The organism is Mycolicibacter virginiensis (assembly GCF_022374935.2).
Taxonomy (GTDB): Bacteria; Actinomycetota; Actinomycetes; order Mycobacteriales; family Mycobacteriaceae; genus Mycobacterium; species Mycobacterium virginiense.
This window is the reverse complement of sequence record NZ_CP092430.2, coordinates 2,893,233-2,910,935: the sequence shown is the minus strand read 5'-3', so window position 1 is coordinate 2,910,935 and position 17,703 is coordinate 2,893,233. Positions and strand designations below refer to the sequence as shown.

The 17,703-nt window shown below is 67.4% G+C and carries 19 protein-coding genes and 1 pseudogene; 10 read left to right on the top strand and 10 right to left on the bottom strand.

Features of this window, described 5'->3' with window-relative positions; genetic code table 11:
• Window positions 1-120: 120 nt before the first annotated feature.
• Entirely contained in the window at window positions 121-606 is a 486-nt protein-coding gene (locus tag MJO54_RS14030; protein WP_046285831.1) for a DUF3093 domain-containing protein, read from the bottom strand.
• A 25-nt stretch (window positions 607-631) separates the two neighbouring features.
• Here MJO54_RS14030 and dut point away from each other — a divergent pair, with 25 nt between their 5' ends.
• The gene (gene dut / locus MJO54_RS14025) at window positions 632-1,096 is read left to right on the top strand and encodes a dUTP diphosphatase (protein WP_046285830.1); all 465 of its coding nucleotides are present in this window, start codon (window positions 632-634) and stop codon (window positions 1,094-1,096) included.
• A gap of 39 nt (window positions 1,097-1,135) precedes the next feature.
• Window positions 1,136-1,948, top strand: a complete 813-nt coding sequence (locus MJO54_RS14020) for a DUF3710 domain-containing protein (protein WP_046285829.1) — start codon at window positions 1,136-1,138, stop codon at window positions 1,946-1,948.
• Between the two features lie 181 nt (window positions 1,949-2,129).
• On the opposite strand, the gene MJO54_RS14015 is transcribed toward MJO54_RS14020, so the two are convergent.
• Window positions 2,130-2,831 (bottom strand): alpha/beta fold hydrolase, encoded by a 702-nt coding sequence (locus MJO54_RS14015; protein ID WP_240175102.1) that lies wholly within the window; start codon window positions 2,829-2,831, stop codon window positions 2,130-2,132.
• Between the two features lie 111 nt (window positions 2,832-2,942).
• Here MJO54_RS14015 and MJO54_RS14010 point away from each other — a divergent pair, with 111 nt between their 5' ends.
• On the top strand, window positions 2,943-3,314 hold the full coding sequence (locus MJO54_RS14010; protein WP_024441567.1) for an OB-fold nucleic acid binding domain-containing protein: 372 nt from the start codon (window positions 2,943-2,945) through the stop codon (window positions 3,312-3,314).
• A gap of 28 nt (window positions 3,315-3,342) precedes the next feature.
• Window positions 3,343-4,017, top strand: a complete 675-nt coding sequence (locus tag MJO54_RS14005; RefSeq protein WP_046285827.1) for a DUF3159 domain-containing protein — start codon at window positions 3,343-3,345, stop codon at window positions 4,015-4,017.
• Here MJO54_RS14005 and MJO54_RS14000 read toward each other — a convergent pair.
• Together MJO54_RS14000 and MJO54_RS13995 are read right to left on the bottom strand one after the other, a co-directional pair.
• The gene (locus MJO54_RS14000) at window positions 4,003-4,665 is read right to left on the bottom strand and encodes a potassium channel family protein (RefSeq protein WP_046285826.1); all 663 of its coding nucleotides are present in this window, start codon (window positions 4,663-4,665) and stop codon (window positions 4,003-4,005) included. The two genes, MJO54_RS14005 and MJO54_RS14000, sit on opposite strands and share 15 nt — an antisense overlap.
• Entirely contained in the window at window positions 4,662-5,333 is a 672-nt protein-coding gene (locus MJO54_RS13995; RefSeq protein ID WP_024441570.1) for a potassium channel family protein, read from the bottom strand. The genes MJO54_RS14000 and MJO54_RS13995 overlap by 4 nt, the downstream gene beginning before the upstream one ends.
• Window positions 5,334-5,447: 114 nt before the next feature.
• Between MJO54_RS13995 and MJO54_RS13990 the strand changes: the two genes are divergently transcribed.
• Complete coding sequence (locus MJO54_RS13990; RefSeq protein ID WP_046285825.1) at window positions 5,448-7,445, top strand: APC family permease; 1,998 nt, start codon at window positions 5,448-5,450, stop codon at window positions 7,443-7,445.
• A complete protein-coding gene (locus MJO54_RS13985) occupies window positions 7,442-8,617 on the top strand; it encodes a class I SAM-dependent RNA methyltransferase (protein ID WP_240175101.1) in 1,176 nt (391 codons plus the stop codon). The genes MJO54_RS13990 and MJO54_RS13985 overlap by 4 nt, the downstream gene beginning before the upstream one ends.
• Here MJO54_RS13985 and MJO54_RS13980 read toward each other — a convergent pair.
• Window positions 8,606-9,058, bottom strand: coding sequence for a GbsR/MarR family transcriptional regulator (locus tag MJO54_RS13980; RefSeq protein WP_259602744.1), 453 nt, complete (start codon window positions 9,056-9,058; stop codon window positions 8,606-8,608). The two genes, MJO54_RS13985 and MJO54_RS13980, sit on opposite strands and share 12 nt — an antisense overlap.
• A 50-nt stretch (window positions 9,059-9,108) precedes the next feature.
• On the opposite strand from MJO54_RS13980, the gene MJO54_RS13975 reads away from it, so the two are divergent.
• From MJO54_RS13975 to MJO54_RS13965, 3 genes are read left to right on the top strand one after another with little or no spacing between them, the layout of a single operon-like run.
• Window positions 9,109-9,993, top strand: a complete 885-nt coding sequence (locus tag MJO54_RS13975; protein WP_240175100.1) for an ABC transporter ATP-binding protein — start codon at window positions 9,109-9,111, stop codon at window positions 9,991-9,993.
• Window positions 9,990-10,688, top strand: a complete 699-nt coding sequence (locus tag MJO54_RS13970) for a fluoroquinolone export ABC transporter permease subunit (protein WP_046286877.1) — start codon at window positions 9,990-9,992, stop codon at window positions 10,686-10,688. Before MJO54_RS13975 ends, MJO54_RS13970 begins: the two co-directional genes overlap by 4 nt.
• The gene (locus MJO54_RS13965) at window positions 10,685-11,428 is read left to right on the top strand and encodes an Rv2686c family ABC transporter permease subunit (protein ID WP_082977526.1); all 744 of its coding nucleotides are present in this window, start codon (window positions 10,685-10,687) and stop codon (window positions 11,426-11,428) included. The genes MJO54_RS13970 and MJO54_RS13965 overlap by 4 nt, the downstream gene beginning before the upstream one ends.
• A gap of 21 nt (window positions 11,429-11,449) precedes the next feature.
• On the opposite strand, the gene MJO54_RS13960 is transcribed toward MJO54_RS13965, so the two are convergent.
• Both MJO54_RS13960 and MJO54_RS13955 read right to left on the bottom strand, forming a co-directional pair.
• Window positions 11,450-12,739: an ArsB/NhaD family transporter gene (locus MJO54_RS13960; protein ID WP_046286876.1), complete on the bottom strand. Its 1,290-nt coding sequence runs from the start codon at window positions 12,737-12,739 to the stop codon at window positions 11,450-11,452.
• A gap of 7 nt (window positions 12,740-12,746) precedes the next feature.
• Window positions 12,747-13,190 carry a CBS domain-containing protein gene (locus MJO54_RS13955; protein ID WP_046286875.1) on the bottom strand — a complete coding sequence of 148 codons (444 nt, stop codon included), beginning with the start codon at window positions 13,188-13,190 and terminating at the stop codon, window positions 12,747-12,749.
• A 47-nt stretch (window positions 13,191-13,237) separates the two neighbouring features.
• On the opposite strand from MJO54_RS13955, the gene dxs reads away from it, so the two are divergent.
• Window positions 13,238-15,151, top strand: a complete 1,914-nt coding sequence (gene dxs, locus MJO54_RS13950; protein ID WP_064891244.1) for a 1-deoxy-D-xylulose-5-phosphate synthase — start codon at window positions 13,238-13,240, stop codon at window positions 15,149-15,151.
• Here dxs and MJO54_RS13945 read toward each other — a convergent pair.
• The 3 genes and pseudogenes from MJO54_RS13945 to MJO54_RS13935 form a co-directional block, all read right to left on the bottom strand.
• Window positions 15,148-15,564: a PACE efflux transporter gene (locus MJO54_RS13945; RefSeq protein ID WP_046283630.1), complete on the bottom strand. Its 417-nt coding sequence runs from the start codon at window positions 15,562-15,564 to the stop codon at window positions 15,148-15,150. The genes dxs and MJO54_RS13945 overlap by 4 nt on opposite strands.
• 159 nt (window positions 15,565-15,723) lie before the next feature.
• Complete coding sequence (locus tag MJO54_RS13940) at window positions 15,724-16,977, bottom strand: ribonuclease D (RefSeq protein WP_065152423.1); 1,254 nt, start codon at window positions 16,975-16,977, stop codon at window positions 15,724-15,726.
• 1 nt (window position 16,978) lies between these two features.
• Window positions 16,979-17,613 (bottom strand): annotated as a pseudogene (locus tag MJO54_RS13935) (DUF3000 domain-containing protein).
• Window positions 17,614-17,703 lie beyond the last annotated feature (90 nt).

Genomic DNA, 17,703 nt, shown 5'->3' with positions numbered 1-17,703 from the left:
CCGTCCCGCTCAATCCTGCTTAGTCCGATGGCGACGGCCCGTTCCCCGCAAGGGGGTGGGCCCACACCGTAGAAACGACGTGTCCCCAGTGGCCGACTCGGTCGCGCTGGGGATACGTCGCTAGGCCTGCAACGCCGCCAGTACCCGCTGCGGATTGCGGCAGCTGACCAGCCAGTACGGTGTCGGGTCGTCGGGATCGTCGAGCACGACCAAGACCATGGGCCCCACCCAGCCACGGTGGACGACATATGCCGCCGGATCGAGCTGACGGCCTAGCGCTGCAGACTTGGCCGATCGCGGGACCTCGGCGCAGCGTGCGATCGCCGTTGCGGGCAGGTGCGCGTCGCCGGCCCACAGCTGCGTTTCCCCGCCGCTTTCGACGACTCGCACCTTGATGCGTCCCAGCCACAGCAGGGCGCCGACGGTGATCGCGAAGAACACCGCGAACGGCAGCCAGCCGGGCAGAGTGCGCAGGCCCAAGCGGACTTCGTAGGCCATCAGGCCGTTACCCAAGAACCCCAGTGGCCACCACCACCACGGCACCCACAGCTGTTCGCTGTAGCGCACTGTTTGCGATGCCCGATGGTTCAGGCGCGATCCCGACATCCGGCTAAGAGTAGTCTTGCGCCTCGTGTCACCCAGTCTTGCGGTTGTTCGCCTGGATCCGGATCTTCCACTGCCGAGCCGTGCTCACGCCGGCGATGCCGGCGTCGACCTCTACAGCGCGGTCGATGTCGAGTTGGGTCCAGGTCAACGTGCCCTGGTACCTACCGGGATCGCGGTGGCAATTCCCTTCGGCATGGTCGGTCTCATCCACCCCCGGTCGGGTTTGGCTGCGCGGGTAGGTCTTTCGATCGTCAACAGTCCCGGCACCGTCGACGCGGGCTATCGTGGTGAGATAAAGGTCTCGTTGATCAACCTGGACCCGGCGACGCCGATCGTGATCCACCGCGGCGACCGGATCGCCCAGCTGCTGGTGCAGCGGGTCGAGCTTCCGGAACTGATCGAGGTGACCTCGTTCGACGAGGCCGGGCTGGAACCGACGACCCGTGGTTCCGGTGGACACGGGTCCTCCGGTGGGCACGCGAGCCTGTGATGGCTTGCGACGACGAAGCGATGAAGATGGGCGGCTGTGATGGCATTCGGTAGGGGTAAAGGCAAGGGCGAGGCGGACGAGCCGACGAGCGCCGGGCCGGAAGCCTCCGGAGCAGCGGACGAGTTCGTATCCGATTCGGAGGAGCTGGAGGGCCCCTTCGACATCGAAGATTTCGACGACCCGGCAGCGGCGACGACGGCCCGACTCGACCTGGGTTCGGTGCTGGTGCCGATGCCCGCGGGTGCTCAGGTCCAGGTCGAGCTGAGCGAGGCGGGCGTCCCCAGTGCGGTGTGGCTGGTGACGCCCAACGGCCGGTTCAACATCGCTGCCTACGCGGCGCCCAAGTCCCCGGGTCTGTGGCGCGAGGTGGCCGGTGAGCTGGCCGAGGCGCTGCGCAGGGACAACGCGATGGTCAGCATCGTCGATGGGCCGTGGGGCCGGGAGGTGCTCGGTTCGGCGACCGGCGCCGTGCGGTTCATCGGTGTCGACGGTTACCGCTGGATGGTGCGCTGCGTGATCAACGGCCGGCCAGAGACCATGGACGTGCTCGCCCAGCAGGCGCGAGAGGCGCTGGCGGACACGGTCGTCCGGCGCGGCGACACTCCACTGCCGGTGCGCACCCCGTTGCCGGTGCGGCTGCCCGAGCCGATGGCCGAGCAGTTACGCGCTGCCGCGGCGCAGCAGGCAGCGGCGCAGCAGGCAGCGGCCGAGCAGGCCGCAGCCCAGCAGGCGGCCGCGCTGCAGCAGTCCGCCATGTTCGGTGGAGGCGGCGACGTACCGCCCGCGCCGGCCGCACGCCGCAGCGTGGAGGGATCCGCGATGCAGCAGTTGCGCACTATCACCGGCGGTTAGCGAGCCTCGACGCAGGAGAGGCGAAGCTGGACCGCCGAGTTAAGCCCGGGCGGTTAGCGAGCCTCGACGCAGGAGAGGCGAAGCTGGATCGCCGAATTACCCCGGCGGTTAGCGAGCCTCGACGCAGGAGAGGCGAAGCTGGACCGCCGAGTTAAGCCCGGCGGTTAGCCGCTAGAGGCAGTTAGCCCGCAGCGATCCTCAACGCGTTCACGCAGGCGGTGCCCAAGGCGGTCGGGTCGGCGCCGATCTGGTCCAGGGTGACGGTGCACAGCGCCGCGCGCGGGGCGGTGGCGGCCCATTCGGTGGCCGTCTGCAGTGGATGAACCGCGTCGTCGACGGCCGCGGTCACGCCCATCGGCACGGTCAGAGTCGCCAGCTCGGCCTCTGTCGGCGCAACATAGGCCGCCGCCTCTTCCAGGGCGTCGGGCAGCTGCGGCCACTGCGCGGTCCACGACCGGGTCAGCTCGTCGCCGAGCCAGGTCGGGCTCGATGCCCGCATCTGGGCCACGACCGCTGCCAGACCGTCCTTGCGCAACTGCCCGGCGCTGTAGCGCGCGGCGTGGGCTGCCGGGGCGTCATCAGGGGAGCCGGTCCAGGCCGGCAGCGCGGCCAGCACTCCGACCACTCGCTCGGGATGGCGCAGTGCCCACGCCGTGGCCACCGCCGCGCCGATCGAGACCCCGCCGGCGAGGATCGGGCCGGACCGGATGGCCGCCGCCTCCAGCGCCTCCAGATAGCCCTCGATGAGGCGGCCGGGCTGCGGGCGATGAGTGACCAATTCGGCACCCACCTGCTGCAACGGAGCGCAGAAGGCCCGGCGAATGTAGTCGTCGTCGGATCCGGTCCCCGGCAGCAGGACGGCCGTCACGCCGCGCAGAAACATGCCACCTCTTGATCATGTTGGGTGTTGTCAGCCACCCCGTAGGCAGGTCATGTGGCATTAGATATTCAACAGGTCTACCGTAGCGTGCGCACACGATTGAGGGAGAGGGCAATGGCTGCTCCGAAAGGGTACCTGCGCCGGCTGACTCGGCGATTGACGGAAGATCCCGAGCTGCGTGACGTCGAAGAGTTGTCCGATGAGGCGCTCAACACCGGCGCGCAGCGCGCGATCGACTGCCAACGCGGCCAAGAGGTCACCATGGTCGGGGTACTGCGCAGCGTCGAAGCCAACGCCAAGGGCTGCGTGGGCGGCGTCCGCGCCGAGCTCTTCGACGGCACCGACACGGTGACGCTGGTATGGCTGGGGCAGCGACGCATCCCCGGCATCGACTCCGGCCGCACCCTGCGGGTGCACGGCCGGCTGGGCAAACTCGAAAGCGGCTGCAAGGCCATCTACAACCCCCACTACGAAATCCAGCAGTGATCGCGCCTCCCTCCGGGCCGGTGCAGCGATGAGCGAGGAATACAGCGTCGAGGGCGCTCAGGGGCCGCAGCGGCTCCTGGAGCAGATCGGCGGGTTGGCCGGAGTCATCTACTCCTCGCTGCCGATCGTGGTGTTCGTGCCGGCCTCCAATCTCTTTGGACTGCGCGTCGCGGTCCTATCGGCGTTGGGCGTGGCGGCGGCGGTGCTGGTGTGGCGCCTGATCCGCAAGCAGTCCAGTCAACCGGCCATCTCCGGCTTCTTCGGGGTCGCCGTCTGCGCCCTGATCGCGTATCTGATGGGTGACTCCAAGGGCTATTTCCTGCTCGGAATCTGGACGTCGCTGGTGTGGGCGGTGGTGTTTGCCGCATCGATGGTGATCCGCCGCCCGGTTGTCGGCTACATCTGGTCGTGGGCCAGCGGCCAGCCCCAGACCTGGCGTGAGCTGCGGTCGGCGGTCTACGCCTACGATCTTGCGACGCTGACCTGGGCGCTGGTGTTCGGCTCCCGCTTCGTGGTCCAGCGACTGCTCTACAACGCCGATCAGACCGGCTGGCTGGGCGTGACGCGCATCGCCATGGGTTGGCCGCTGACCGCGGTGGCGGCGGTGGTCACCTACCTGGCGGTCAAATACGTGCAGCGCGCGCTGGATGAGCGGCCCACCGCGGGTGAGGCCGAGCCCGAACCGCGCTCAGTGGGCCGGTAGCAGCAGCGCGCGCAGTTCGGTCTCGACGCCGCTGGATGCGACGAAGAGCAGCTCGTCGCCGCCCTCGAGCGGCTCGTCGTCCTGCGGCACGATCACCCGTGTCCCGCGCAGGATCGTCACCAGCGCGGCGTCACGCGGTAGTGCCAGTTTGCGCACCGGCTTGCCACCCCACGGGGTGTCGTCGGGCAGCGTGATCTCCAGCAGGTTGGCCTGCCCCTTGCGGAACTCCATGAGCCGCACCAGGTCTCCGACCGCGACGGCCTCCTCGACCAGCGAGGCCAGCATGCGCGGCGTGGACACTGCGACGTCCACGCCCCAGGCGTCGGTGAACAGCCACTCGTTGCGGGGATCGTTGACGCGGGCCACCACCCGCGGTACCGCGAACTCGGTCTTGGCGAGCAAGGACAGCACCACGTTGGCTTTGTCGTCGCCGGTCGCGGCGATCACCACATCGAAGGACTCCAGGTGCACCGACTCCAGCAGACTGAGCTCGCAGGCGTCGCCGAGGTGCCACTGCGCGTCGGCGATGTCCTCGGTGTCGACGTGATCGGGGTTGCGCTCGATCAATGTCACCTGGTGATCGCTGTCGAGCAGCTCGCGCGCAATCGATCGTCCGACCGCGCCGGCGCCGGCTACGACTACTTTCATTTGTCCAGGTCCTCGCTGGGCGGCAACGCGGCGATGGCGATCGCTTCGGCGACCCGGCCCGACACCGCCACGATGTACACCTGGTCGCTGGCCTGAATCACCGTCTTGGGCTCGGGCAGGATGCCGGTTCCGAATCGGATCAAGAACGCCACTCGGGCGTTGGTGGCGGCTTCCAGGTCGGTGACGGGGCGACCGATCCAGTCCTCGTGCAGGACGACCTCGGCGACGGCGACGGTGCCGGTGGGGTCACGCCACTTGGTGGTCTCGCTTTCCCGGGTCAGCGCGTCGAGCAGCCGATCGGTGGTCCACGGCACGGTGGCGATGGTCGGGATGCCCAGGCGCTCGTAGACCGCGGCCCGCTTGGCGTCATAGATACGGGCGACCACCCGCGAGACGCCGAACGTCTCCCGGGCCAGCCGGGCCGCGATGATGTTGGAGTTATCGCCGGAGGACACCGCGGCGAACGCGGCGGCTTCCTCGATGCCGGCTCGCAGCAGGACGTCGCGGTCGAAGCCCATACCGAGCACTCGTTCGCCGTTGAACTCCGGGCTGAGCCGGTTGAACGCGGTGCTGTCTCGGTCGATGATGGCGACCTCGTGGCCGATCCGGGACAGCCCGTCGGCGAGCGAGGCTCCCACCCGGCCGCAACCCATCACAACTACCCGCACGTGCTGTGTCCTTTCAGGCCCTCTGGGCCGACTTTCGGCTGGTTATCGACTGCGATAGTGCCTGTATTCGGTGAACGCTACCGCCAGTGCCCGCCTGGCTTACCCTTGGCTCTCGTGTCGAAGATTTCCACCGCTGCGCGGCGCCTGGTTCTAGGCCGGCCCTTTCGCAGCGATCGGCTAAGCCACACGCTGCTGCCCAAGCGCATCGCCCTGCCGGTATTCGCGTCCGACGCGCTGTCGTCGGTTGCCTACGGACCCGAAGAAGTCTTTCTGGTGTTGTCGGTGGCGGGTCTGGCGGCCTATCGGATGACGCTGTGGGTGGGCCTGGCCGTCGCCTTCGTGTTCATCACGGTGGTGGCCTCTTACCGCCAGAATGTGCACGCCTATCCTTCCGGCGGCGGCGACTACGAGGTGGTCACCACCAACCTGGGTGCCACCGCGGGCCTGACCGTGGCCAGCGCGTTGATGGTGGATTACGTTCTGACGGTTGCGGTCTCGATCTCATCGGGGATCGCCAATATCGGCTCGGCGATACCGTTCATCGCCGACCACAAGGTGGCGTTCGCGGTCGGGACTGTGATCGTGGTGGCGGCGGCCAATCTGCGGGGCATCCGAGAATCGGGCACCGCGTTCGCCATCCCGACCTATGCGTTCATGATCGGGGTCTTCGCCATGCTGGGGTGGGGGCTGTTCCAGATCTTTGTGATGGGCAATCCATTGCAGGCCGAGTCGGCCGAGTTCAAAATCCACTCCACCCAGGGCGAGATGGTCGGGGTGGCCCTGGTGTTCCTGGTGGCGAAATCGTTCTCGTCGGGATGTGCGGCGCTGACCGGGGTGGAGGCGATCAGCAACGGGGTGCCGGCCTTCCGCAAACCGAAGTCGCGCAACGCGGCCACCACGCTGCTGATGCTGGGTGTGATCGCGGTGACACTGATGATGGGCATCATCGTGCTGGCCCGCGAGACCGGGGTGAAGATCGCCGCTCGCCCGCATGAACAGCTCATCGGGGCGCCGGCGGACTACGACCAGAAGACCCTGCTGGCTCAGCTGGCCGAGACGGTGTTCCGGGGTTTTCCGCCCGGTCTGTGGATCATTGCCGGAGTGACGGCGCTGATCCTGGCGCTCGCCGCCAACACCGCGTTCAACGGTTTCCCGGTGCTGGGTTCGATCTTGGCGCAGGACCGCTACCTGCCGCGCCAGCTGCACACCCGCGGCGACCGGCTGGCGTTCTCCAACGGCATCGTGTTCCTCGCGGTGGTGGCCATCGCCTTCATCGTGGCGTTCGGCGCGGAGGTGACGGCGCTGATCCAGCTCTACATCGTTGGGGTGTTCGTTTCCTTCACACTGAGTCAGATCGGCATGGTGCGGCACTGGAACCGGTTGCTGCGTAACGAAACCGACCGTGCAGCGCGGGTCAAGATGATGCGTTCCCGGGTCGTCAACACCATCGGATTCGTGGCTACCGGAGCGGTGTTGATCGTGGTGATCGCCACCAAGTTCGTGGCCGGCGCGTGGATTGCGATCGTCGCGATGTCGGTGCTGTTCGTGTTGATGAAGATGATCCGCCGGCATTACGACACCGTCAGCCAGGAGTTGGCCGAGCAGTCGGCCGCGCTGGATGACCAGGCGGTGCTGCCCAGTCGCAACCATGCCCTGGTGCTGGTGTCCAAGCTGCATCTGCCGACCCGCCGCGCGCTGGCCTACGCGCGAGCGACACGCCCTGACGCCCTGGAGGCGATCACGGTCAACGTCGATGACACCGAAACCCGCGCCCTGGTGCGCGAGTGGGAGGATAGCGATATCACCGTCCCGCTCAAGGTGATTGCATCCCCGTACCGCGAGGTCACTCGACCGGTGCTCGATTACGTCAAACGCATCAGCAAGGAGTCGCCGCGCACCGTGGTGACCGTCTACATCCCCGAATACGTGGTGGGTCACTGGTGGGAGCAGTTGCTCCACAACCAGAGCGCGCTGCGGCTCAAGACCCGGCTGTTGTTCATGCCGCAGGTCATGGTCACCTCGGTGCCCTGGCAGCTGAACTCCTCGGAGCGGCGCAAAGTCTTGGAGCCGCACCATGCTCCCGGCGACACCCGGAGAGGCTTTTTAGAGTGATCGACCAGGAATTGGTCTTGACGACCGGGGCACCGGCGAACGGCGGCAGCTGTGTGGCGCGCCACGACGGGAGGGTCGTTTTCGTGCGCTATGCGCTGCCAGGTGAGCAGGTACGAGTGCGGATCACCGCCGAGCGGGGCTCGTATTGGCACGGTGAATGTGTTGAGGTGCTCGAACCAGCGGCCGGCCGGGTGCCATCGCTCTGCCCGATCGCCGGGGTCGACGGCGCCGGTTGCTGCGACCTGGCGTTCGCCGATCCGGCCCTGGCGCGCGAGCTCAAGGGTGCGGTGGTGTCCAATCAGCTGGCAAGGCTCGGCGGCCACGAGTGGGAGGGTGCCGCCGAACCGGTCGGAGACGACGCCCCAACCGGTTGGCGCACCCGAGTCCGCTTGGACGTCGGTTCCGACGGCCGCGCCGGATTCCACCGGTATCACAGTGATGAGCTGGTCACCGACCTGCAGTGCGGGCAGCTGCCGGCCGGAATGATCAAGGGACTGGCCGAACAGTCCTGGCGGCCCGGCGATCACCTGCACGTGGTGGCCGACGACGACGGTGTCCGGCATGTGGTGAGCACCGGGCGCGATCACCGCCCGCAGGTCATGGAGGGTGACTATCACGCCACCCAGTGGGTGGGCCGGCGGCGTTGGCAGATACCGGTCACGTCGTTCTGGCAGGCGCATCGCCGGGCGGCCGCGCTCTACAGCGCGCTGGTCGGCCAGTGGGCGCAGGCCGACACCGGGATGACCGCCTGGGATCTTTACGGCGGGGCCGGGATCTTCGCAGCGGCGCTGGCGGAGACAGTGGGGGAGTCGGGCCGGGTGATCAGTGCCGACACGTCGCGGGCCGCGACCGGGGCCGCGCGCGCTGCGCTGGCCGACCTGCCGCAGGTATCGGTGCGCACCGATTCGGTGCGGCGCGTGTTGAGCGATGCGCCCTCCGGCGCCGACGTGGCGGTGCTGGACCCGCCGCGCGCCGGCGCCGGGCGGGAGGTGATCGAGGCGCTGGCCGCCGCAGGTGTACCACGCATTGTGCACATCGGTTGCGAGGCAGCGTCTTTCGCCCGCGACATCGGTTTGTACCGTGCCCAGGGATATGCCGTGGAGCAGATCCGCGTATTCGACGCGTTCCCGCTGACCCACCACGTGGAGTGCGTCGCGCTGCTAACTCGCTGACCGCTCGCGCCAGCGGTCCAGCAGCGCAGGTATCTCGGCGAGCAGAAACGTGTAGAAGTCCCGCATCTGGGTGAGCCGATGGTGGGCCGGATGGTCGGCGCCGATGGCCGCGATCCCGGCTGCCGCGGCGTCCTGCATCGCTGAGATCGTCACATTCTGGTTGGTGAACAACACCGCCCATGCATCGTCGCGCAGTCGATAATGCTCGCGGCGGCTGGCCGGAACCGGAACCCGCTCGGCCAACCCGACCGCGGTGAGCATCTTCATCGCCCCGGAGATCGCGCCCGCACTGGCCCGCAGCTTCTCGGCCAGCTCGCCCATCGTCATCGTCGACTGTTCGGTGAACAGCAAGGTGGCCAGGACCCGGGCGGTCATGCGCTGCAGTCCGAGACCGGTCAACGTCAGCGCGAGTTGTTCGGCGATATCGACATCATCTGCCACCGAAGCTCCTAATGTTCAGTAATTTCTGAAATGTCAGTATACTCGTGCGGGTGTTGATCGACGGCGATGCGACCGAAGTGATCCGGGTGCGCGGACTCACCTACACCTATCCGAAGGCCGAGCAGCCCGCCGTTCGCGGCATGGACTTCTCGGTCGACCGCGGCGAGATCTTCGGGTTCCTGGGTCCCAGCGGCGCCGGCAAGTCCACGACCCAGAAGCTGCTCATCGGCCTGCTGCGCGGCCACGGCGGCCAGGCCCAGGTCTGGGGCCGCGACCCGGTCGCCTGGGGGCCCGACTACTACCAGCGCATCGGGGTGTCCTTCGAATTGCCCAACCACTACCAGAAGCTCACCGGACTGGAGAACCTGCAGTTCTTCGCATCGCTGTACGCCGGCAGGACCGTCGACCCGATGGTCCTGCTGGACGCCGTCGGCCTGACCGAATACGCCGACACCCGGGTGGGTGACTACTCCAAGGGCATGCAGATGCGGCTGACCTTCATCCGATCGCTGATCCACGATCCGGAGCTGATCTTTCTCGACGAGCCCACGTCCGGTCTGGACCCGGTCAATGCCAACAAGGTCAAAGACATGGTGCGCGATCTCAAGGCGCGCGGCCGCACCGTTTTCCTGACCACGCACGACATGGAGACCGCCGACGAGCTGTGCGACCGGGTGGCGTTCGTCGTTGACGGCCGAATCGTCGCGCTGGACAAGCCCGCCGAGCTGAAGATCGCCCGCAGCCAGCGCGTGGTCCGGGTGACCTACCGTTCCGAGCAGGGTGGCCTGGCGAACGCGGACTTCGCCATGGACACCCTGGCCGACGACCCGGGGTTTCACGCGGTGCTGCGCGAACGACAGATCGAGACGATCCACAGCCGCGAGGCCAGCCTCGATGACGTTTTCGTCGAGGTCACCGGCAGGCAGCTGACATGAGCCGGCTGGTGGCCGCGCTACGTCTGGAGCTGATGCTGCAGGTCCGGCAGAAGTTTCTGCACGCCGCGGTGTTCTCGGGTCTGATCTGGCTGGCTGTGCTGTTGCCGATGCCGGCGCGTCTGCGCACGGCCGCCGAACCGTATGTGCTGATGGGCGATACGGCCATCATCGGTTTCTTCTTCATCGCCGGCACGGTGTTCTTCGACAAGCAGGATCGAACCCTGTCGGCGATCGTCGCCACACCGCTGCGATTCGGCGAGTACCTGACGGCGAAACTCACTCCGCTGGCCGGGATCTCACTGGCGGTGGCTGTGGTGGTGGCCGGCGTGGATCGCGTCGGCTACCACCCGATTCCATTGCTGACGGGGGTGCTGCTGGCGACTCTGGTGATGCTGCTGGTCGGATTCACCACATCCCTGCCGTTCGCGTCGATCAGTGACTGGTTCCTGACCGCGACGATCCCACTGGCGGTGATGTCACTGCCGATGCTGCACTACTCCGGGGTGTGGCCGTCGCCGCTGTGCTACCTGATTCCGAGTCAGGGGCCGCTGCTGCTGTTCGGCGCCGCATTCGATCAGCTCACCCTGGCGCCATGGCAGATCGCGTACGCGCTGATCTATCCCACACTGTGTATCGCCGGGTTGTACTTGGCGGGCCGGAAACTGTTCGCCCACTACATCATCGAGCGGTCATGATGGTGGGCTGGCGCGCAGTGGCCGCGTTCGGCCGCAATGATCTGCGTGGCACCTATCGCGACCCGCTGCTGGTGATGATCGTGCTGGCGCCGGTGATCTGGACCACCGGGGTAGCGGTGCTGACGCCGCGGGTCACCGCCATGCTCGCCGAGCGCTACGCGTTCGACCTGGTGCCCTACTACCCGTTGGTGCTCACCGCATTTCTGTTGCTGACATCCATCATCATCACCGGTGGCCTGGCCGCGTTTCTGGTGCTCGACGAAGTCGACGCCGGCACGCTGACCGCGCTGCGAGTCACCCCGGTTCGGCTGTCGGTGTTCTTCGGCTACCGGGTGGCCACCGTGATGGTGGTGACGACCGCTTACGTGATTGCCACCCTGTCGTTCAGCGGGATTCTGCAACCGGGCCTGCTGCCGTCGCTGATCCCGATCGGGCTGCTGGCCGGCCTGACCGCGGTGGTGACGCTGCTGTTGATTCTGGCCATGGCCAGCAACAAGATTCAGGGCCTGGCCGCTTTGCGCGGCCTGGGCATGCTGATCGCCGGGTTGCCGTGCCTGCCGTGGTTCATCGACTCGAGCTGGAATCTGGCGTTCGGGGTGTTGCCGCCGTACTGGGCGGTCAAGGCATTCTGGGTGGCCGGTGACCACGGGGTGTGGTGGCCGTATCTGGTCGGCGGGGTCGTCTACAACCTGGCGGTCGCGATGCCGCTGTATCGCCGCTTCGTCGCCAAGAACACCTGAGGGCAATGCGTGGGTTGAACGTCAGCCAAATACGAAGTAGCGCAACCACAGATACACCGCCGTCAGCGTGACCGAGACGGCGGTGACCACAATGCCCTTGCGGGTGAATTCCCAGAATGAGATGGGATTGTCTGACCGGCGGGCGATTCCGAGCATCACCACGTTGGCGCTGGCTCCGACGGCGGTCAGGTTGCCACCGAAGTCAGCACCCAGTGCCAGCGCCCACCACAGCGCGTCGGGGTGCACGTTGGTGGGCAGGGTGGTGCTCAGCTCGGCCACGATCGGCGTCATGGTTGCCACGTAGGGGATGTTGTCGATGATCCCGGACACCGGAGCGGACACCCCCAAGATGCCCATTGTGGTCAACAGCGCATTGCCGTCGGTAACCGCGGTGGCAGCTTTGGCGAGGGCGGCGATCACACCGGTATCCACCAGGGCGCCGACCATCACGAAGAGTCCGGCGAAGAACAACAGCGTTTCCCATTCGACCCCGGACAGATACTCCGGGCGCTCCAGACCGGAGGTGAGGATCAAGATCCCCGCACCGAGCAGGGCGACCACCGATGGCTCGAGGTGTAGCGCCGAATGCCCGATGAATGCGGCGAACACCGCGGCGAGCACCAGTCCGCACTTGATCAGCAGGCCGCGATCGCGGATTGCTTCACCCTCCTCCAGTGCCATCACGTCGGCGACTCGCTCGGCGTCGACGGCGAACGACCCGGGAAACAGGCGGGGCAACATGAGGATGAACGCGGCGATGACGATCGCGACGATAGGCGCCAGGTTCAGCAGGAAGGAATTGAACGACAATCCTCCTCGGCTGGCGATGATGATGTTGGGTGGATCACCGACCAGGGTTGCGGCGCCGCCGATGTTGGATGCGAACACCTCGGCCATCAGAAACGGTGCGGCGCTGATGTCCAGACGGTCACAGACCAGCAGCGTGACCGGGGCGATCAGCAGCACGGTGGTGACGTTGTCCAGCAACGCTGAGGCCACCGCGGTCACCAGCACCAGCAGGATCATGATCCGCAGCGGGGAACCCTTGGCGCGCTTGGCGGCCCAAATGGCGATGTACTCGAAGACGCCGGTCTGGCGCAGCACGCTGACGATGATCATCATGCCCAGCAGCAGGAAGATGACGTCCCAGTCGATACCGGTCGCGCGGGAATAGAAGATGTCATCGGACGATATGACCGGCAGGATGACGACTGCCGCCGCGCCGGCCAGCGCTACAACTGTTTTGTTGACGCGATCGGCGGCGATGAACGCGTATGCGGTCAGAAACACCGCGACCGCAATGAAGGCCATCAGCGGGTCAGACTCTCAGCGCCGCGGCAAGCAACCGCGACGCGGTGATGACCCCGTGCAGTTCACCGTCCTTGACGACGGCAATCAAGGGGCTGTGCAGGCGGGCCATCATGGCGGCCACTTCGATCACGGTGGCGTCGGCGTCGGCGGCCGGCACGTCTCGTAGGTGTTCGGGCAGCACGTCGCGGACCGTTTTGCCGCGAAGCTTCTCGGCCGAGCGGTCCGCCACGGTCTCGCTCAGTACGCCCGCCAGCGATGGGTCGTCCTGGACGTAGCCCGGCACGATGAAGCGCACCACCTGGGAGGCCGGCAGCACCGCGTACGGCTTGCCGGCCGCGTCGGTGACGACGATGCCGGGCAACCGGTGTTCCGCCAATAATCTCGCGGCGGCCAGTGCGTCGGAGTCGATAGTCACCACCGGGAATTCTTCGGCGATCTGTTCGGCCTGCACACGATGACGATACGGTGGGTGCCCGCGGCCATGCGTAAACTGGCCGGATGCTTGAAGGGATCCGCGGCCCCGCCGATCTGCAGCACCTCTCGCAGGCTCAGCTGACCGATCTGGCGGCGGAAATCCGCGAGTTCCTGATCCACAAGGTCGCCGCGACCGGCGGGCATCTGGGCCCCAACCTGGGTGTGGTGGAGCTGACCTTGGCGCTGCACCGGGTGTTCGATTCCCCACACGACCCGATCATCTTCGACACCGGACATCAGGCCTACGTGCACAAGATGCTGACCGGGCGCAGCCGCGACTTCGACACCCTGCGCAAGAAGGGCGGGCTGTCGGGTTACCCGTCGCGCGCCGAGAGCGAGCACGACTGGGTGGAGTCCAGCCACGCCAGCTCGGCGCTGTCCTACGCCGACGGCCTGGCCAAAGCCTTCGAGCTCACCGGGCACCGCAACCGGCACGTGGTGGCCGTCGTCGGTGACGGCGCCCTGACCGGCGGGATGTGCTGGGAGGCGCTCAACAACATCGCGGCGGGTAACCGCCCGGTGGTGGTCGTGGTCAACGACAACGGCCGCAGCTACGCGCCCACCATCGGTGGCTTCGCCGACCACCTGGCTGCACTGCGGCTGCAGCCGGCCTACGAGCGCCTGCTGGAGCGGGGCCGCACCGCGATCCGCGGGGTGCCGGTCGTCGGGGAACTCGGCTACCAGGTGATCCACAGCTTTAAGGCGGGGCTCAAAGATGCGCTGGCACCGCAGGCGCTCTTCACCGACCTCGGCCTGAAATACCTGGGCCCGATCGACGGTCATGACGAGGCTGCGGTGGAATCCGCGCTGCGCCGCGCACGGGGCTTCGGCGGGCCGGTGATCGTGCACGTGGTCACCCAAAAGGGCAAGGGCTACGGCCCGGCCGAGAACGACGAGGCCGAGCAGATGCACGCCTGCGGGGTGATCGATCCGCTGACCGGCAACGCAACCGAAACCGCCGGGCGCGGCTGGACGGCGGTGTTCTCCGACGCGCTCATCGAGTACGGCACCAAGCGCCGCGATGTCGTCGCCATCACCGCCGCGATGCCGGGCCCCACGGGGCTCGCGCCGTTCGGACAGCGTTTTCCGGATCGGATGTTCGACGTGGGAATCGCCGAGCAACACGCGATGACGTCCGCGGCCGGCCTGGCGATGGGTGGTCTGCACCCGGTGGTGGCGGTGTATTCGACGTTCCTCAACCGCGCCTTCGATCAGCTCGTGATGGACGTCGCGCTGCACAAGCTGCCGGTGACGCTGGTGCTGGACCGGTCCGGGATCACCGGACCCGACGGCGCCAGTCACAACGGCATGTGGGATCTGTCGGTGCTGGGGATCGTGCCCGGAATCCGGGTGGCGGCACCTCGCGACGGCATCCGGCTGCGCGAAGAGCTCGGCGAAGCGCTCGACATCCACGACGGGCCCACCGCATTGCGATTCCCCAAAGGGGATGTGGGCGAAGACATTCCCGCCATCGAGCGGCGAGCTGGGGTGGACGTGCTGGCGGTCCCGGCCGACGGGTTGCCCCAAGACGTCCTGCTGGTCGCGGTCGGCGCGTTCGCGCCCATGGCATTGGCCGTGGCCGACCGGCTGCACAACCAGGGCATCGGGGTGACGGTGATCGACCCGCGTTGGGTGCTTCCGGTGCCAGCGGTACTCATCGAGATGGCCCGCGCGCACAAGCTGGTGGTCACCTGCGAGGACAACGGCGTGGCCGGGGGTATCGGCTGGGCTGTGTCGGCTGCGCTGCGCAGTGCCGAGATCGACCTGCCCTGCCGCGACGTCGCTCTGCCGCAGCGTTTCTACGACCACGCCTCGCGCGGCGAGCTGCTGGCCGAGGTCGGCCTGACCGCCCAGGACGTGGCCCGCCAGATCACCGGTTGGGTGGCGGCGATGGGCGCCGCCAACTGCGTCGACGAGGTCAGCGAGCGGCTGGACTAGTTCACGTCGGAGATCGGCGGCCACACCGCGTCGAACACCCACGCGAACACGAACGTGTAGACCAGGAAGAACGCCAGCAGGCCGATCTCGAGACCGAAGGCCTGTGCGAGCGACACCTTCAACAGCGCGGCCACGATCGGCAACAGCAGCACCACCAGGCCACCTTCGAAGCCGATCGCGTGCACGATCCGGCGGCCCACCGTGCGGGTTGTGGAGTCCTGCCGGCGCTCCCATGCCTCGAACACGGTGGTCCAGACGTAGTTCCAGATCACCGCGACTGTTGATGCTGCGACTGCCACGGCCCCTGAACTGCCGCCGCCGAACCCCAGCACGGTCAGTCCGACAGTGGTCAGCGCAACGGCGACAAGCTCGTAGCTGATGACGTAGATGATGCGACGAAAAGCTGGCGACACGAGGTCCTCCCAGAAAAATCAACCATGGGAAGTCCTTGACGGTTCGCGTCCACGGTTAGCGTGACGTGAGAAGCACTGGCCGAACACTGAATACGGCTGCTCCCTAGACAGTCTAGCAACAGCCGTGCCGAGCACCCTGCTGCCGCGGACCTAGGCTGACTAGGCGCGGCCGAGAGCCTGCGCCAGCACCGGCACCGTCAGCTCACGCTGCCAGGGGCGTGCGCCGCCGGCGACCAAGAACTCCTCGATCGCCACCGCTGCGTCCGATGCCGCAGGTTTCCAATCCCAGCACAGCCTGCGCACCAGCTCCGGGGTGATCAGGTTCTCGGTCGGCACGTGCACCAGCTCGGATACTGCGCCCAGCGCGGCGCGGGCGGCCTCCAGTCGTGCGGCGGCCTCGGGCTTGCGCCGTGCCCAGCGCGATGGCGGCGGCGGCCCGCTGGCGGATTCGCCGGCTTCCAGCGGCTCGGGGTTGTCGCGTGCTGCGGCCAGCGCTGCCAACCAGGTCGACGCGCTGCGACGTTGTTTGGGTCCGCCGAAGACCGGTAGGGCGAGCAGCTCTGCGACGGTGGTGGGGTTGGCGACGGCCGCAGCGATGATCGCCGAGTCGGGCAGGACGCGTCCGGGCGCGATGTCCCGGCGCGCGGCGATCTGGTCGCGGACCGTCCAGAGCTCTCGGACGGCGGCCAGGCCGCGTCGATCGCGCACCTTGTGAATGCCCGACGTACGCCGCCAGCGGTCCCGGCGCGTCGTGGTGGTGAAGTCGGTCACCCGGACGTGATTGAACTCCTGTGCCGCCCAATCGGTTTTGCCCTGCTCGGCCAGCACTTCAGCGACCGCCTGGCGCAGTTCGATGAGCACCTCGACGTCGAGTGCCGCATAGTTGAGCCAATCGGCAGGCAGCGGTCGCTTTGACCAGTCAGCGGCGCCGTGTCCCTTGGCAAGACCCAGTCCCAACAGTCGCTGCACCATCGCGGCCAGGTTGACCCTGTCGAAGCCGGCCAGCCGCCCGGCCAGTTCGGTGTCGTACAGCGCCTTGGGCCACATGCCGACCTCGGCCAGGCAGGCCAGGTCCTGGTCGGCGGCGTGCAGAATCCACTCGTCGTCGTCGAGTACTTCGGCGACTGGGCGCAGCAGGGCAGCCGGATCCTCGCCGGCGCCGACCGGATCGATCAGCACCGTCCCGGCACCCGCTCGACGGATCTGGATGAGGTAGGCACGGTTGGAGTAGCGGAAGCCCGACGCCCGCTCGGCATCCACGGCGAACGGTCCGTGACCGCCTGCCAGCAGGTCTGCGGCGGCACCGATCTGGGTGCGGGTGACCGATACCTCCGGCACCCCATCGGCAGGGTGCGGCAGCGGTGTCGGCTCGGGCTCTTCGGTGACGGCCGGTTCGGTGGTCTGCTCGGACATCTCAGACGCGGGTTCGCGAGCTCAGATCGGTGATCCCGACCGGCGGTAGGCCCGCGGCGTGTTCCAGCACCTCACAGAAGGCCTGGACATGTGTGCCCAGCTCCGGGGTGGTCGCGGTCCACGACGCGCGCAGCTCCAACTGGTGACCCCGCGGCGGGCCGGAGATGTCGCCGTACCGAACTGACGTGGTGGCCGTGACGGTCCCACCCAATGCGGTGACGTGTTCGGTGCGAGCGCCCAGCGCGTCGACGAGCCAACTCCAGGCGACCTCGGGCAGCAGCGGGTCGATCGCCTCGTGCGGGTCCAGGTCGGCCTGAATGAAGGCCACCATCCGCATGGTGCCGTCCCAGGCGTCGGTGCCGTCGGGGTCATACAGCAGGATCAACCGGCCGAAGGCATCGCCGTCGGAGTCTTCGGGGATGAAGTCGGTTTCGGGATGCTTAACCTCGGCGCCCAGCGCGTAGCTGTAGGGCGCCAGGCGCTGTGGTGGCCGGATCGGGCCCAATTCGATTTCCGACCGCACGGTTGCGGCGTGCATCGTTGCCACCGCTTCCCGAAAGGGGGCAGGCTCGGCTGATGTCACTGGTGCCGCTCCTTAACTGATTTGCTGTGCGCCACGTCGCCAGCGGCCGGCACACAAGGTTCTGTTGCGCACCGCCGCGACGCGGGTCACCGATTCTCACGCTAACCCCCGGCGCCGGTCGGCGCAGACAGGCGCGCCGAATA